Here is a 15,383-nt window from a genome sequence, read left to right as displayed (position 1 = left end):
GCCGAGGAGGCGGTGGCCGCCGACCCGGGCGCGGCGGTGCTGCGCCTGACGCTGGACGGCCGCCTCCAGGCGAGCCTCGAGCAGCTCGCCGCGGAGCGGGCGCAAGGGGCCGGCCCCGGCCTCTCGGCGGCGATCCTCGCGATCGACAACCGCACCGGCGCGGTGCTCGCCCAGGTCGGCAGCGCCGGCTACCGCGACGCCGCGCGCCGCGGCGCCATCGACATGACGCTGGCCGTGCGCTCGCCGGGCTCGGCCCTAAAACCCTTCATCTACGCGCAGGCCTTCGAGAGCGGGCTGGCGCATCCCGAGACGCTGCTCGACGACCGCCCGGCCCGCTACGCCGCGTCCTACGCCCCCGAGAACTTCGACCTGACCTACCAGGGCACCGTCACCGCGCGCCGCGCGCTGCAGCTTTCGCTCAACGTGCCCGCTGTCGCGCTGATGGAGGCGGTGGGGCCGGCCCGGTTCATCGCCCGGCTGCGGGCGGCGGGCGCCACGATCCTGCTGCCGCGCGACGCCGCGCCGGGGCTGCCGGTGGCGCTCGGCGGCCTGGGGATCACGCTGACCGACCTCGCCCGGCTCTATGCCGGGCTGGCCCGCGGCGGCGCCATGCCGGAGCTGATGCGCCGCGCCGACCGGCCGCCGCCTGCCGACTCCGCCCGCCGCGTCGCCGAGCCGGTGGCCGCCTGGTACGTCGCCGACATCCTGCGCGGCGCTCCGCCCCCCGAGAACGCGCTGCCCGGCCGCATCGCCTACAAGACCGGCACCTCGTTCGGCTATCGCGACGCCTGGGCTGCGGGCTTCGACCGGCGCGTGACGATCGCGGTCTGGGTCGGGCGGCCGGACGGGGCGGCGGTGCCGGGGCTGGTCGGCCGCGCCGTCGCGGCGCCGATCCTGTTCGACGCGTTCTCGCGCTTCGGCGGCGAGCCCGAGCCGGTGGCGCAGCCGCGCGACGCGCTCGTCGCCACCTCGGCCGCCCTGCCGCCGCCGCTCCGTCACATCCGCCGCGACGCGCCCAAGACCCTGGCGGCGGCCGACGCGGCGCCCCTCAAGATCGCCTACCCGCCCGACGGCGCCCGCATCGATCTCGGGCTGCCGGACCTGAAGGGGGACCCTGCGCAGCAGGCCCGCCTCGCCCTCAAGGCGCTCGGCGGCGTGCCGCCGCTGACCTGGATGGTCGGCGGGAAGCCGGTGGCGGATTCCGCCCGGCGCCAGTCCGAATGGGTCCCCGACGGCGCCGGCTTCGCCCGCATCTCGGTCCTCGACGCGACGGGGGCGAGCGACAGCGTCGTGGTGCGGCTGGAGTGAGCGTCGTCCGCTCGTCGCATCGATTGCCCGGGGTCGCCCCCGGCCGTATGGTGATCGAAATCGCAAATCGTTGAACGCAGGGCGAGCATCCCGATGGCGAGCCGATCCGAGCCGCACCCGCACCGACCCGCCGGTTCGATCCGGCCCGAGCGGTCGCCCGCGATCGAGGCCGCCGCGACCTCCCGATCGAAGGTCCAGGCGGTGCTGGCCCGCGCGCAGGAAAGCGGCCTGATCGCGCGGAAGGGCGGTCGCATCTCGGGGCGCGTGTCGCCGGAGCTGATCGAGCGCGCGAAGGCGCGCACCGGTATCCGCTCGGACACCGAGCTCGTGGAGTTCGCCCTGGCGAACCTGGCGATCGAGGACGACTTCGCCGACACGTTCCGGGGGCTGCGGGGCACGGTCGATCCGAGCCTCGATCTCGATTTCTAAACCGTGGCGTTCGACTTCCGGTCCGCCGAACGCGTCAGGCGGCGCGCTGCGGCGCGGACCCTCGCCCGCCGCCCCGACGACGCGCTTCCGTTCCTCGGACCCGACGCGTCGGCCGGGAACGGGCTTCTCCTCGATACCTGCGTCTACATCGACCAGATGCAGGGCAAGGCGCCCGCCGTCGTCGAGGACCTGCTCGCGATCCGGCCGGTGAACCACAGCGCCGTCGCCGTGCAGGAACTCCTGCATGCGGTGGGCGTGCTCGATCCGGGCGACGCGCGGACCCCAGCCGCCGTCGCGGCGATCGAGGCGGCCGTCGAGGCCATGCCGGCGCATCGCCTGTTCGTGCCGGACATGGACGTCCTCGGCCAGGCCGCCGTGTATGCCGGCCTGCTCGCGCGCGTTCAGGGCTACGGCAAGCCCGAGCGCATGAAGGCCCTCCACGACTGCGTGCTCTTCGTCCAGGCGATGAAGCACGGGTTCGCCGTGCTGACCCGCAACGTGCGGGAGTTCGACGCCCTGCTCCAGATCCGGGCGGACGGCCGGGTGCTGTTCTATCGGACCTGACGAGCTGCGACTGGGGGCGTCGCAGATGATGGCGGCCCCCCAGCGCTCGCGCGTCCGGGGCCGCGCGCCGCCCCCCGTAACCCTTTGCAAAGCCGGATGTGGCGTCTATCCGTTCGGGCGGGCCGCCGCGGCGGCCGGGTTTCGCGTCGCCAGCCCGGACGACCAAGTCCGAAGACCAAGTCCGAAGAAAACGCCCGGAGCGTGCCATGAATGCCGTGACCCTCGACGCCCTCGACCTCTCCGCGCTGCTGTGCTCCCGCGTCTGCCACGACGTGATCAGCCCCGTGGGCGCGATCGTGAACGGTCTCGAGGTGCTGGAGGACGACCAGGACGAGTCGATGCGCGAGTTCGCCCTCGACCTGATCCGCAAGAGCGCGCGCCACGCCTCCGCCCGGCTGCAATTCGCCCGGATCGCGTTCGGCGCGGCGGGCTCGGCCGGCGCCTCGATCGACCTCGCCGACGCGGAGAAGGTCTCCCGCGGCATGTTCTCCGACGAGAAGACCCAGCTCAGCTGGAGCGCGCCGGTGGCGCTCTACCCCAAGAACAAGGTCAAGCTGCTCTTGAACCTCGTGATGATTTCCACCGGCGCGATCCCGCGCGGCGGCCTCCTCGACGTCAAGGTCACGGGCGACGGCGAGGCCCCGACCCTGGTGCTGGTCGCCAAGGGCTCGCACGCCCGCATCCCGCCCCATGTCGAGGCGCTGATCGCCGGCATGCCCGAGAACGGTGTCGTCGACGCCCACGGCATCCTGCCCTACTACGCCGGCCTCGTGGCCCGCGCCGCCGCCATGACCGTGAGCTTCTCCATCGAGGGCGACACCGTGACGATCCGCTCCGAGCCGGTCGCCGCCGCGGTCGAGCCGGTGATCGAGACCCCGCCGGCCAGCTCCGAGGACGACCGGCCGTCCGACAGCGAGCCGTCGGACACCCTGCTCGCCTGAGGGGCGGGCTCGTCCCTCTCCCCGCAGCGGTTCCTGGATGCGGACGCCTCGCCACGCGTCCCGAGCAAGGCGCGGGCCCCCTCTCCCGTTCGGGAGAGGGGGCCACGCGGTGCTTCGCGCGATCCACCCCCCCTGCGTCACACTGAACGCCCGCGCGCTCGGCCGGAAACTTGGCCGGTGTTCGCCGGGTCTTCCCCCTGATCCCAGGCCGACGTTCCGGCCGCCGCTCAGGAGATGCACGATGGCCCTCGACACGCGCGACATCTACGTCACGGCCCTGAAGAACACCCACGCCCTGGAGATGCAGGCGCTCCAGATCATGGAGCGCCAGGTCGAACGGCTGCAGAACTATCCCGAGATGGAGGCGGCGCTCCGCCGCCACATCGACGAGACCCACGGCCAGCGCACCCGCCTGGAGGAGGCGCTGCACAGCCTCGCCGAGAGCCCGTCCGCGCTGAAGGAGGGGTTCCTCGGCTTCGTCGGCAACATGATGGCGCTCGGGCACGCGCCGGCCCAGGACGAGATCCTGAAGAACGCCTACGCCAACCACGCCTTCGAGAACTTCGAGATCGCGGCCTACACCTCGCTGCTCGCGATCGGCGAGGCCGCCGGCCAGCAGGGGCATGCCGCCGCCTTCCAGCAATCGCTGAAGGAGGAGGAGGGCATGGCCGCCAAGGTGCGCGAGCTCGTCCGCCCGACGACCCTGCGCTACATCGAGCTGTCCACCGCCGGCGAGAAGGCCGACCGGTAAACGACCAGGGAGGGCGACGTCTTCGGCGCGAAGAGCGCCGCGCGGAGCGGGCTTGTCCGGACGGATGTCCGGGCATGCGTCGAGCGGAGCGGAAGCCTAAGCCCGCGGAGGCGGGCGCCGGCGATCGAGGCCGGCAAGAACCCCAAGATGATCGCTTTTTGAGCGATCACCGAGGGGCGTTGCCCGCGACCGGCTTTGCGCCCTATGTCGGACGGGTCGGCCGCGCCGGCCCGCCAGGACGAAACAGCTCGATGCGCTTCACCGGAACCGAGTCCTACGTCGCGACGCCCGACCTGACGGCGGCCGTCAACGCCGCCATCGTGCTCGAGCGGCCGCTGCTGGTGAAGGGCGAGCCCGGCACCGGCAAGACGGTGCTGGCCGAGGAGATCGCCAAAGGTCTCGGTGCGAGGCTCCTCACGTGGAACGTGAAGTCGACCACCAAGGCGCAGCAGGGCCTGTACGAGTACGACGCGGTCTCGCGCCTGCGCGACTCGCAGCTCGGCGACCCGCGGGTCTCGGACATCGCGAACTACATTCGCCGCGGCAAGCTGTGGGAGGCCTTCACCGCCGACGAGCGCCCGGTGCTCTTGATCGACGAGATCGACAAGGCCGACATCGAGTTCCCGAACGACCTGCTCACCGAGCTCGATCGCATGGAGTTCTTCGTCTACGAGACCGGCGAGACGGTGCGGGCGGATCGCCGCCCGGTGGTGATCATCACCTCGAACAACGAGAAGGAGCTGCCGGACGCGTTCCTGCGCCGGTGCTTCTTCCACTACATCAAGTTCCCGGACGCGCAGACGCTGCAGGCGATCGTCGACGTGCACTATCCCGGCATCAAGCACCGCCTCGTCGAGGAGGCGCTGCGGGTGTTCCTGGAAACCCGCGAGGTGCCGGGCCTCAAGAAGAAGCCCTCGACCTCGGAACTCCTCGACTGGCTGAAGCTCCTCGTCTCGGAGGACGTCGATCCCGAGACGCTGCGCGAGACCAATGCCCGCAAGCTGATCCCGCCGCTGCACGGGGCGCTGCTCAAGAACGAGCAGGACGTCAGCCTGTTCGAGAAGCTGGCCTTCATGATGCGGCGCGAGGGGCGCGGGGGCTGAGGCGCCGTTTCGGCGTCCTCCTTCCTGGTCCCGGGCGGACCGACCCCCATGCATCCCCTCGCCCCGCCTGCGGGGAGAGGGCCGTGTCTCCCCCTTGTCGGGGAGCACGGCCAGGCGGCAGCCGAGGGTGAGGGGGGCTTGGACGGAGGAGGCTCGTTCGTCGAAGCCCCCTCGCCGCCGCTTCCTGCAGGCACGACGCGGTGCCTGCAGGCCTCTCCCCGCGTGCGGGGAGAGGGGGCCGCGCGTCGGACCCGCGAAAGACGCATCCCGCTCTGACCATCGTATCGCACTCACTCAGATCGCGCCGCATGAAGATGAAGAAGCTCGGCCGCACCGGCCTCGACGTGTCCGCCCTCTGCCTCGGCTGCATGACCTACGGCATCCCTGAGCGCGGACCCCATCCCTGGACGCTGCTGGAGGACGAGAGCCGTCCGCTGATCCACCAGGCGCTCGACCTCGGCATCAACTTCTTCGACACGGCCAACTACTATTCCGACGGCACCAGCGAGGAGATCGTCGGGCGGGCGCTGAAGGATTACGGCGACCGCGACAGCCTCGTCGTCGCGACGAAGTGCTACTTCCCGCTCAAGGACCAGCCGAACGCCGGCGGCCTCTCGCGAAAAGCGATCTTTTCCGCGATCGACGCCAGCCTGAAGCGGCTCGGCATGGACCACGTCGACCTGTTTCAGATCCACCGCTGGGACTACGACACCCCGATCGAGGTGACGCTGGAGGCGCTGCACGACGTGGTGAAGGCCGGCAAGGCGCGGTATCTCGGCGCCTCGTCGATGTACGCGTGGCAGTTCTCGAAGGCGCTCTACACCGCGGACCTCCATGGCTGGACGCGGTTCGCGACCATGCAGAACCACGTCAACCTGCTGCATCGCGAGGAGGAGCGCGAGATGCTGCCGCTCTGCCGCGACCAGGGGATCGCCGTGCTGCCCTGGAGCCCGCTCGCCCGCGGGCGGCTGACCCGCGACCCCGATTCCACCACCGCGCGCCAGGACAGCGACGCCGTCGGCAAGGGTCTCTACGACGCGGCCGCCGCGGCGGACCAGGCGATCATCGCCAAGGTCGCCGAGATCGCGAAGGCCCGCGGCGTGCCGCGCGCGCAGGTGGCCCTCGCCTGGGTCGCGGCCAAGCCCGAGGTCGCCGCCCCGATCGTCGGCGCCTCGAAGGCGGGCCACCTCACCGATGCGGTCGCCGCCCTCGACCTCGTGCTGACGCCGGAGGAGACGCAAGGCCTCGAAGCGCTCTACACCCCGCACCCGATCGTCGGATTCGCCTGATGCGCCGCCTGCTGCTCCTGCGCCACGCCAAGTCCGACCGGCCGCCGGGCGTCTCCGACATCGACCGGCCCCTCGACGCCCGCGGCCGCGAGGCCGCGCCGCGGATGGGCGCCTACCTCGCGAGCGAGGGCCTGAAGCCGGACCTCGCCCTGGTCTCGCCGTCGAAGCGCACGCGCGAGACCTGGGAGGCGGTGGCGACCGCCCTCGACGCGGTGCCCGTGCGCATCGTCGAGACGATCTACGAGGCCCCGCCCGCCGCGCTGCTCGCGGCCGTCCGCGAAAGCCCCGACACGGCCGATACCCTGATCCTCGTGGGCCACAACCCCGGCACCGAGGCGCTCGCCGACATGCTGGTGGCGGAGGGCGCGCGCGCCGCGCAGAAGCGCCTCGCGCAGGGCTTCCCCACGGCGGCGCTGGCGGTGATCGAGTTCGACGTGGCGCATTGGAGCGAGGTCGGCCGCAACGGCCGCCTGGAGCGCTTCGTGCGGCCGAAGGATTTGAGCCCCGACCTGACGGATTAGGGGCGAACACGATCAGCTTGATCGCGAGAATAGCGGCCCGGCCGGAGAATGGACGTCACTCGGGTTGCCGGTGCCCGAGATTCTCGGCGAGGCGCACGAGATATCCGTCGGGGTCTTGGATAAGGAACTCTCGTTGGCCGGCCTCGATCGGACCTGTGCGATACCAGGCCTCCCTCGGCTCCTCGAACAGCGGCCAGCGCGCGGTCTCGAGCGCGGCCAGGATCGGGTCCAGCCGGTCGACCATGACCTGAAAGTTCACCCCCCGGCCGTAGGGACGATCCAGGACGCCCGTCGACCAGCGACCGTTGCGTTGACACAGCATGATCTGGGCTCTGCCCCGCGTGAGATAGGCGAAGCGGGCGGCCGGGCGATCGTAGGCGACGGCGAACCCGAGCAGGTCGCACCAGAACCGCAGGCTCGCATCGAGATCGCTGACGGACAGCTCCGGCGTCAGGGCCGAGAAGCCGCCTTCCGGGGGAGCGCCGGAGCCTGAAGCGCGGGCGCGTTCGACGGGGTCGGGAAGCGGTTCCATGCCGTCGATAAGGTCATCGTCCGAGCGAGGCGGTCAAGGCTTGCGCACCGTCGCAAACCCTTGGTCACGTCGTCGAGCCGGTTGCGTTTCGACCCCGGCCGAACGGCTCAGAGGTCGCCGAACGCCAGCTGCCCCTGGTTGCGCCGCGGCGCGGGGGCGGTCTTGGCCTTGACCGGGATGCTCTTGCCCGACGCGCGCTTCACCGTGGGCGCCTTGCGCGCCGTCGGCTCGCCGCGCAGGCGGGCGAGCGCCTTGTCGCGGGCCACCGCCTCGGGGGCGTGCGGATCGCCGTCGAGCCACTTGCCGCGCTTGATCACCTCGTTAACCCGCCCCTGGTTCACGCCGACCTTGAAGGCGATCTCCTGCTGGGTCATCCCGGTGGAGGCGTGCAGGTCGAGGATGGCGTGGGCGAGTTCCGGCGTCATCTTCTGCCCGGTCAGCCGGCGGGCGGGCTTCACCGTGCGGGTGGCGCGGTCGCGCTCGCGCAGGCGCTCCAGCAGCGCGAGCGCCATGTTCATGCCGTGCTCGCGCAGCGACTCCTCGAATTCCTTCAGCGTCGCCATCGGCGAATGATCCTTGCGCGGGCGAGACCGCCCGGAACAGGGGGAGAACGTGCCGCCTCGGCATCGGTTGCGCAAGGCGTTCCGGTTGCGGCATCCCGGGATGACAGGACGCAGGTGCCGTCATCCACCGGAAAACCGCCGCGGCTGGCCCTTCCCGCGGGCGTCGGCTAAACCCGCGGACCCGCGAAGCCGGCCACGCGACAGGACACGCGACCCGCATGATCAGCCCGATCCTCACCGTCCCCGCTGCGGGATCCGCCGCGAACGGCTCGCTCGCCGCGGCGCTCGAAGGCGGCGCGGTGCTGATGTTCCCCGATCTCGACTTCCCGTTCAGCGACTTCGAGCGGCGCTTCACCGAGCGCCCGTTCGCCGACGGCAAGGCCAAGAACGTCAACATCCGCGGCGAGGCGGCGAGCCTCCGGGGTGCTGCCGGCACGCCGGAGGAGCAGGAGGGCTTGCGCCGGCTGCTGGTGCGCTATCGCGGTTTCGCCGAAGCGCTGATCGCGCGCCACCTGCCGGAATACGCCGACCGGATCAGCCTCGCCGGCACCTCGTACCGGCCCTTCGACGTGGACCGGCGCAAGATGAGCTGGCGCCGCGACGACACCCGCCTGCACGTCGACGCCTTCCCCTCGAACCCGATCGGCGAGAAGCGCATCCTGCGGGTGTTCCGCAACATCAACCCGAGCGGCCAGCCGCGCCTGTGGCGGGTGGGCGAGGATTTCGGCTCGATGGCCGACAAGTTCCTGCCCAAGCTCCCGGGCTACTCACCGCTCTCGGCGCGCCTGCTGGCGGCGCTCCGCATCACCAAGGCGCGGCGCTCGGAATACGACCACCTGATGCTGCACCTGCACGACGCGCTGAAGCAGGACGAAGGCTACCAGGCGAACGCCCCCCAGGCCGACGTGGAATTCCAGCCCGGCCAGACCTGGGTGACCTTCTCCGACCTCGTCATGCACGGGGCTATGGGCGGCCGCTACATGCTGGAGCAGACCGCCTACCTGCCGGTCTCCGCCCAGGCCGACCCGGAGACGAGCCCGCAGCGGATCCTCGCGCGCAAGCTCGGCCGCCCGCTCCAATAGGTTTTTTCCGCACAAGGACGTAAAACGAATGATCCTCGAAATCGCGCAGGTCGAGATCAAGCCCGGCATGGAGGCCGAGTTCGAGGCCGGCATCAGTCGGGCCGCCGAGATCTTCCGGGTCGCCGCCGGCTGCCGCAGCTTCGACGTGCGGCGCTCGGTCGAGCATCCGCAGCGCTACCGCCTGCTGATCGAGTGGGAGACGCTGGAGGCCCACACCAAGGACTTCACCGGCTCGCAAGCTTGGCAGGATTACCGCGCCATCGTCTCCCCGTGCTTCGCGAGCCCGCCCGCGGTGGAGCACACCGAGCGGGTGCTGAAGGCGTTCTGACGGATCGCTCGACGCGCCCCCTCTCCCGAACGGGAGAGGTGACCCGCGCTTCCTGCGGAGTGATCGGTCCCGAAGCATCGACAGAGCTTGCGCCCACGTCGTCCCGCAACGATGCTCGCGCAAAGCTCGGGCGAGACAAGAAGCACATGATCCAGCGTCCCCTCCGCATCGGCACCCGCGGTAGCCCGATGGCGCTCGCGCAGACCGGCATGGTCCGCGACAAGATCGTGGCGGCCAACCCCGGCCTCGAGACCGAGCTGGTCGTCGTCACCACCGTGGCGGACAAGATCCTGGACCGGCCGCTCTCCGAGATCGGCGGCAAGGGGCTGTTCACCAAGGAATTGGAGCAGGCGCTGTTCTCCGACGAGGTGGATGTCGCCGTCCACTCGATGAAGGACGTCGAGACCTGGCTGCCCGAGGGGCTGGTCATCGCCTGCATCCTGGCGCGCGACGACCCGCGCGACGCCTTCCTGTCGCCGCGGGCCTCCGGGTTCGCGGAACTGCCCGAGGGCGCGCGCGTCGGCACCTCCTCGCTCCGGCGCGCGGCGCAGGTGCTGATGCGCCGGCCGGACCTGCGGATCGTGCCGCTGCGCGGCAACGCCAACACCCGCATGCGCAAGCTCGAGGCCGGCGAGTGCGACGCGACGCTGCTGGCGCTCGCCGGCCTCGAGCGCCTCGGCCTGGAGGGCATGGCGCGCTCGGTGCTCTCGGTCGAGGAGATGCTGCCGGCGGTGGCCCAAGGGGCGCTGGGCATCGAGGCCCGCGAAGGCGACGCCGAGATCCACGCGCTGCTGGCCCCGTTGGCCTGCGCCCGCACCACCACCGCCATCGGCGCCGAGCGGGCGCTGCTGGCCGAGCTCGACGGCTCCTGCCGCACGCCGATCGCGGCGCTGGCGCGGATCGAGGGCGACACGCTCAGCCTCGACGGCCTGCTGTTCCTCCCCGACGGCAGCCGCCATTGGGCCGCCTCCCGCTCGGGCCCGGTCGCCGACGCGGCCCGGATCGGCCGCGAGTGCGGGGCCGAGATCAAGGCGGCGGCGGGCGAGATCTACACGAAGCACCTGCAGTAGGCCGCGGCGCCCCGGACGGATGGAGCGCGGGTCCCCTCTCCCATTCGGGAGAGGGACAGGGTGAGGGGCGAGGTCTTTCCGGACATGTCGCCCCCCTCACCCCAACCCTCTCCCATTCGGGAGAGGGGGCCGGTCGGCGTCTCCTGATTTCGCCTCACGCCACGCTGCGTTCGATCTGCTCCTCGTCGCAGATCACGCCCGCCGTGCCCTCGTATTCCGCGGCGAAGTCGTGGGCGGCCTGCACCGGGGCCGGGGTGGTGCGGTCGGCCGCGAAGGTGGCGAGGAACGAGCGCATCACGTGGCGCACGCCCGCGTCGTTGATGGTGCGCAGGTCGTCGTTGTAGTAGCGCCCCGCGTTCACGTTGCTGGTGACGATGTCGTAGGCGGGGAAGTACACCGCCCGCGGGTCGCCGGAGGCGCAGGCCTCGCCCGCCGCCACCCGCAGCACCGACTTCGAGTAGCTGTTCGATTCCATCACGTGCCGGTCCATGAAGGTGGCGATCATCGGCACCGGCGAGACCGTGAGGATGATGCGGGCCGAAGCGTTCACGCTCCAGAGCCGTTCGAGGAAGCCCTGCAGGTCGGCGAGCACCTCGGCTGCGCCGGCGTTGACGCATTCGTAGAGCGCCGGATCGTAGGTGCCGCCGGCGACGCCCGGGGCCAGCGGCAGGGCGGCCCCGTCGGCGCGCCAGCGCCAGCCCTCGGTGAGGCCCAGCGTCAGCACGAACACGTCCAGCGTCTCGAACAGGCGGCGCACCTCGGCTAGATGCGCGTCGCGGGCGGCCACCACCGCGGCCTCGTCGGGGAAGCCCGCGGGCTCGACGGTGGGGCGGAACGGGTCGACGTAGCGGCCGTCCTCGCGCAGCCACGCCTTCAATTCGGGCTCGAACCGGCCGTAGGCGCGGTCGAACAGCTGCACGAACTGGCGCGTGTAGTAGAGGTTGCCGTAGCGGGCCGAGAAGGTGCCGAACTGGCGCGCGTCGGCCTCCGCGCGGGCGGTGCCCTCGGGGGCGGGCTCCGTCACGTAGTAGTTGAAGCCCTCCGCCCGGAGCGCCTCCGCGACGCGCTGGGCGAAGCACGATCCGCCGGTGGCGACCTTGTCGCCCTGGCCGATGGAGAAGGGGGCGCGCGGCCGCGGATCGACCGCGAACGGGGCGACGTTGGTCACGACCTTGCGCCAGAAACGCTCGGCCGGTAGACCGCTATAGGGGTTGGCCGTCATCTTTTGGACCCTTCCTCCGACCTCCGGCGCGTCCGCCTCGGCGACGCGTCCCGAGATTCTTAGCCCCACCCGATGCACCCGGCGCGAACGTGGCCCTGTCCGATCTGCCCAGGCGCGCCCGCGGCGCGTTCTCGTTGTCGCCGCCATCCTGGGCGACACCGTGGCGCGCCAAGCCCGCCGCCGACGCGGGCCGCCGCGGACCACGGATCGCGGTGCTCGGCAACTGCCAGGCCCGCGGGGTGGCCCAGGCGATGCGGCTCCTGGCGCCCGACAGCCCCGTCCGCTTCCTGCCGATGGGAACGCTCGGGCGCGACCACGGCCACATCGACGGCCTGGTCTCGATGCTCGCCTCCAGCGACCACGTGTTCTCGCAGCTGTTTCCGGCCGGTCTGCTCCCGGGGGGCGACATCACGGTGCTCCGCCGCCGCGACCCGCGCACCCGGATGTTCCCGACGATCGTGTTCTCGGCCTTCCACCCGGACATGGTCTACGCCGGCCGGGTCGAGGACCTGGCGGCGCTGAAGCTCGCGCGCTCGCCGCTGGGGCAGTACCACTCGGCCATCGCCCTGTGCGCCCACCGCCTCGGCCTCACCGCGGCCCAGACGGAGCGGTTGTTCCGCGAAGACGTCTTCCGCCGGCTCGGCTACCTCGACCAGTGGGAGCCGGCGGTGCGCGAGCTGGTCGGCGGCGGGGCCATGGTCGGCTTCGGGCTGGAGCGCGAGATGAGCCGCTGGGGCCGGCGCGGCGCGTTCATGCACGTGATCAACCACCCGAAGGTCTTCGTGATCGCCGACATCGCCCGGCGCCTGCTCGTCGAGAGCGGCTTCACGCCGGAGCCGGTGGAGATCGAGGACTACCTCGGCGACGAGCTCGCCCGCGACGTGGTCTGGCCGGTCTACCCGCCGATCGCCGAGGTCTACGGGTTGACCGGCTCGTACCTGTTCAAGACCAAGCCCCGCGGCGACGCCTTCCCGGACCTCTACGACCTGCCCGGCTTCCTCGCGGCGAGCTTCGCGCTCTACGACGCGGCCGAGCCCGGCGACCTCGCCTGCGCCCGGGTCGAGGCCTGGATCGCCGCGCCGGAGATCGTGGCGATGTTCCGCGCGGCGTGAGCCGGCGGCGCCCGGGGCGAGGCGCCTGGTTCGTCCGTGCGAACGCCCTGCGGTCACACCGCCGCGCGGACCGGCGCGTCGAGGCGGCCCCGCGCCATCATCCGCACCACCTGCTCGACGTCGCGGATCTGGAACGGCTTGCGCAGGTACAGGCTGCCGCCGACGGCCCGCGGGGGCAGGGCGGGGGCCGTCGAGGTGTAGACCACCGGCCGGTCGGGATGCAGCGCGCGGAAGGCCTCGGCCACGCTCCAGCCGTCGATCAGGCCGGGCAGGCGAATGTCGGTGAACAGACAGTCGATCGCGCGACCGCGCTCGCGCAGGATCGTCAGCGCGGCCTCGCCGCTCGACGCCTCGACCACGCCGATGCCCTGGGTCGCGCAGAGCGAGGCGATGATCTCGAGGAGCAGGTAGCTGTCCTCGACAATGAGCACGTTCTGGGCGGAAGGCATCGCGGTCGATCCGGCGGTCGGTGCGCGAGCTTGGGGGCCAAGGCGGTTAACGCTCGGTGAAGGCGCCCGGGCTCGAGGCCTGCTCGGCCCGTCTCGGCGAGCGACGATGTTGCGCCGCCGCAACGCCGCGCCCGAATTCGGCGCGCCGTGCCGACCGGGCCGCGCGACCGCCGCATTGGGAGCGCCTGACGGGGCCTGCGACGCGCCGGGCGACAGGCTCGGTCCGGCGTGCGCAACGACACATCGGCGGCGGATGGGCCGTGTTGGAAACCTCGCGTCAAGCTTGATGGAACCTTCGCTTAACCCGATCGGCCTAAAGCCCAATCTCGTTTGAACGCGCGGACCTCAACGCGCCCAACTCGCCGCGACCCGCGCCGGGCCGGCGCACCTCAAGTCCGCTCGTGGAGTGACAGACATGCCCCGATCCGCGCGCTTCCGCGCCGCCTCCCTGCGCACCCTTTCCCTGCGCACCCTCTCCCTGGGCCTCGCCCTCTTCGCCGGCCTCGCGGTCTCGGCCTGCAGCAGCGACAAGGACCTCGCCGACGCCTCGGCCTTCGGCGGCGGCGCCTCGACGCCCGGCAGCGCGCAGGACTTCGTCGTGAACATCGGCGACCGGGTGTTCTTCGAGTCCGACTCGACCGACCTGACGCCCACCGCCACCGGCACCCTCGACAAGCAGGCGGCCTGGCTGCAGCGCTACCCGCGCTACAGCTTCCTCATCGAGGGCCACGCCGACGAGCGCGGCACCCGCGAGTACAACTTCTCGCTCGGCGCCCGCCGCGCCCAGGCCGTGAACGACTACCTCGCCTCCCGCGGCATCGGTGCCGGCCGGATGCGCACCGTCTCCTACGGCAAGGAGCGCCCGGTCGCGGTCTGCAACGACATCTCGTGCTGGTCGCAGAACCGCCGCGCCGTGACGGTGCTCGACCGCGGCGCCGGAAGCTGACCGGCAGGCGCGACCTTCGTCACCGGACGACCCCGCATCCCGCCTTCGCCACCCCGCGGCCCCCTCATGCGGGCGCCCCGGGGTGAGCGGTGGGGGCGGCACCCGCCACGACGCGTCCAGCCGACCCGTCCGGCGTAGGTCAACCTCTCGCGACGTGTCGGCAGAGGTTGCCGAGGATGGCGGCCCAGCCGCTGCGCTGCTGCTCGATGGGAAAACTGGTCTCGGGATCGAACGCGACCTTCACGCCGGTCCGGTCGCCCAACGCGGTGAACGCGACCACCGCATGACGGTCGCCGAACGCGTATTCGATCCGTTCGTTCGGGACGATCCTGGTGTAGGTGCCCGCGAAATCGAAGCCCATGCTGCCGTCCTTCGCCTCCATGCGCGAGGTGAACGTGCCGCCTTCCCGAAGGTCGACGGTCGCCGTCGGACAATGCCAGTCGTCGGACGCGAAATTCCACTGCGTGATCTGGTCCGGCGTCGTGTAGGCGTCCCAGACGACGCCGACCGGTGCGGAGGCCGTCGCTTCTACGATGATCCGTTCCTGGGGCATGTGAACTCCGCATCCGGCCGTTCGCGATTCCGCGGGCCGCACCTCACACCAGGCCGGTCGCGGCGGCAACCTCCGGGGCGGCCGCGCCCAGGGCGACGCGCCGCGGAACGGCGCGAATCTCCGGTGCGCCGCCGCGTGCGGCCGACCCTGGAGGCCCGCATCTCACCGCGCGGCTCGATGAGCCCGAAGCCGACATCGCCTTAACTTTGCCGCGCTGGGCGGCATCTGCTACCGGCCTCGCGCCGACCTTGCGCACTCCCTGTCACGACCGGTGCCACCATGCTCCGCCGCCTGCTTCTCGCCTCCTGTGCCGCCTTCAGCCTCGCCGCCCCGGCCGCGGCGCAGGACGCCTCCGAATTCGTCGTGCGCCTCAACCGGATCGAGAACCAGTCCCGGCTGATGGCCGGGCAGATCGAGACGCTGCAATACGAGAACCGGCAGCTCAAGGAGCAGCTTCGGAAGTTCCAGGAGGACGTCGAGTTCCGCCTGAACGAGAAGGGCGGCGGCAAGTCCGCGCCCGCGCCGAGCCGGGAGCCGGCCGGCGCCGTCAACGGCGGCAACCCGGGCGCCCCCCGCCCGCAGAAGCGCGGCGACGCCTTCGACCCCGAGCAGAACCCGGG

19 protein-coding genes are annotated in these 15,383 nt (G+C 71.7%); 14 read left to right on the top strand and 5 right to left on the bottom strand.

What is annotated here, in order from left to right; genetic code table 11:
• The 8 genes from FV229_RS19370 to FV229_RS19335 form a co-directional block, all read left to right on the top strand.
• A partial coding sequence (locus tag FV229_RS19370; RefSeq protein WP_281406730.1) for a penicillin-binding transpeptidase domain-containing protein occupies positions 1-1,308 on the top strand: 1,308 nt, incomplete at its 5' end.
• Between the two features lie 93 nt (positions 1,309-1,401).
• Positions 1,402-1,737 (top strand): hypothetical protein, encoded by a 336-nt coding sequence (locus FV229_RS19365; protein WP_238272940.1) that lies wholly within the window; start codon positions 1,402-1,404, stop codon positions 1,735-1,737.
• Between the two features lie 3 nt (positions 1,738-1,740).
• Positions 1,741-2,301, top strand: coding sequence for a type II toxin-antitoxin system VapC family toxin (locus FV229_RS19360; protein ID WP_147753526.1), 561 nt, complete (start codon positions 1,741-1,743; stop codon positions 2,299-2,301).
• Positions 2,302-2,507: 206 nt separating this feature from the next.
• Complete coding sequence (locus FV229_RS19355) at positions 2,508-3,242, top strand: histidine phosphotransferase family protein (RefSeq protein WP_147753525.1); 735 nt, start codon at positions 2,508-2,510, stop codon at positions 3,240-3,242.
• A 241-nt stretch (positions 3,243-3,483) separates the two neighbouring features.
• Positions 3,484-3,993, top strand: a complete 510-nt coding sequence (locus FV229_RS19350) for a ferritin-like domain-containing protein (protein WP_147753524.1) — start codon at positions 3,484-3,486, stop codon at positions 3,991-3,993.
• Positions 3,994-4,244: 251 nt separating this feature from the next.
• Positions 4,245-5,096: a MoxR family ATPase gene (locus FV229_RS19345; RefSeq protein WP_147753523.1), complete on the top strand. Its 852-nt coding sequence runs from the start codon at positions 4,245-4,247 to the stop codon at positions 5,094-5,096.
• Positions 5,097-5,404: 308 nt separating this feature from the next.
• Complete coding sequence (locus FV229_RS19340) at positions 5,405-6,385, top strand: aldo/keto reductase (protein ID WP_147753522.1); 981 nt, start codon at positions 5,405-5,407, stop codon at positions 6,383-6,385.
• Positions 6,385-6,906, top strand: a complete 522-nt coding sequence (locus FV229_RS19335; RefSeq protein ID WP_147753521.1) for a histidine phosphatase family protein — start codon at positions 6,385-6,387, stop codon at positions 6,904-6,906. The genes FV229_RS19340 and FV229_RS19335 overlap by 1 nt, the downstream gene beginning before the upstream one ends.
• A gap of 55 nt (positions 6,907-6,961) precedes the next feature.
• Here FV229_RS19335 and FV229_RS19330 read toward each other — a convergent pair whose 3' ends face one another.
• Positions 6,962-7,438 (bottom strand): VOC family protein, encoded by a 477-nt coding sequence (locus FV229_RS19330; RefSeq protein ID WP_147753520.1) that lies wholly within the window; start codon positions 7,436-7,438, stop codon positions 6,962-6,964.
• Between the two features lie 107 nt (positions 7,439-7,545).
• Entirely contained in the window at positions 7,546-8,001 is a 456-nt protein-coding gene (locus tag FV229_RS19325) for an RNA polymerase subunit sigma-70 (protein WP_147753519.1), read from the bottom strand.
• Between the two features lie 218 nt (positions 8,002-8,219).
• On the opposite strand from FV229_RS19325, the gene FV229_RS19320 reads away from it, so the two are divergent.
• From FV229_RS19320 to hemC, 3 genes are all read left to right on the top strand, one after another.
• Positions 8,220-9,083 carry a Kdo hydroxylase family protein gene (locus FV229_RS19320; protein ID WP_147753518.1) on the top strand — a complete coding sequence of 288 codons (864 nt, stop codon included), beginning with the start codon at positions 8,220-8,222 and terminating at the stop codon, positions 9,081-9,083.
• A gap of 28 nt (positions 9,084-9,111) precedes the next feature.
• Positions 9,112-9,411 (top strand): antibiotic biosynthesis monooxygenase family protein, encoded by a 300-nt coding sequence (locus FV229_RS19315; RefSeq protein ID WP_147753517.1) that lies wholly within the window; start codon positions 9,112-9,114, stop codon positions 9,409-9,411.
• Positions 9,412-9,557: 146 nt separating this feature from the next.
• Complete coding sequence (hemC, locus tag FV229_RS19310) at positions 9,558-10,481, top strand: hydroxymethylbilane synthase (protein ID WP_147753516.1); 924 nt, start codon at positions 9,558-9,560, stop codon at positions 10,479-10,481.
• Positions 10,482-10,635: 154 nt separating this feature from the next.
• Here hemC and FV229_RS19305 read toward each other — a convergent pair whose 3' ends face one another.
• Positions 10,636-11,703: a GSCFA domain-containing protein gene (locus tag FV229_RS19305; RefSeq protein ID WP_147753515.1), complete on the bottom strand. Its 1,068-nt coding sequence runs from the start codon at positions 11,701-11,703 to the stop codon at positions 10,636-10,638.
• An 89-nt stretch (positions 11,704-11,792) separates the two neighbouring features.
• Here FV229_RS19305 and FV229_RS19300 point away from each other — a divergent pair, with 89 nt between their 5' ends.
• On the top strand, positions 11,793-12,815 hold the full coding sequence (locus FV229_RS19300) for a WcbI family polysaccharide biosynthesis putative acetyltransferase (RefSeq protein ID WP_147753514.1): 1,023 nt from the start codon (positions 11,793-11,795) through the stop codon (positions 12,813-12,815).
• A gap of 53 nt (positions 12,816-12,868) precedes the next feature.
• On the opposite strand, the gene FV229_RS19295 is transcribed toward FV229_RS19300, so the two are convergent.
• Positions 12,869-13,264: a response regulator gene (locus FV229_RS19295; protein ID WP_147753513.1), complete on the bottom strand. Its 396-nt coding sequence runs from the start codon at positions 13,262-13,264 to the stop codon at positions 12,869-12,871.
• A 415-nt stretch (positions 13,265-13,679) separates the two neighbouring features.
• Between FV229_RS19295 and pal the strand changes: the two genes are divergently transcribed.
• Positions 13,680-14,210, top strand: a complete 531-nt coding sequence (gene pal, locus FV229_RS19290; RefSeq protein ID WP_147753512.1) for a peptidoglycan-associated lipoprotein Pal — start codon at positions 13,680-13,682, stop codon at positions 14,208-14,210.
• 139 nt (positions 14,211-14,349) lie between these two features.
• Here the strand turns inward: pal and FV229_RS19285 are convergent, their stop codons facing one another.
• Complete coding sequence (locus tag FV229_RS19285; RefSeq protein ID WP_147753511.1) at positions 14,350-14,763, bottom strand: SRPBCC family protein; 414 nt, start codon at positions 14,761-14,763, stop codon at positions 14,350-14,352.
• Positions 14,764-15,042: 279 nt separating this feature from the next.
• Here FV229_RS19285 and FV229_RS19280 point away from each other — a divergent pair.
• Positions 15,043-15,383, top strand: a 341-nt coding sequence (locus FV229_RS19280; protein ID WP_281406729.1) for a YbgF trimerization domain-containing protein, incomplete at its 3' end; no start/stop codon positions are given.

Source organism: Methylobacterium sp. WL120, assembly GCF_008039465.1.
GTDB classification, from domain to species: Bacteria; Pseudomonadota; Alphaproteobacteria; order Rhizobiales; family Beijerinckiaceae; genus Methylobacterium; species Methylobacterium cerastii.
The sequence above is the reverse complement of the archived record's forward strand: the minus strand, read 5'-3'. Positions and strand labels throughout refer to the sequence as shown.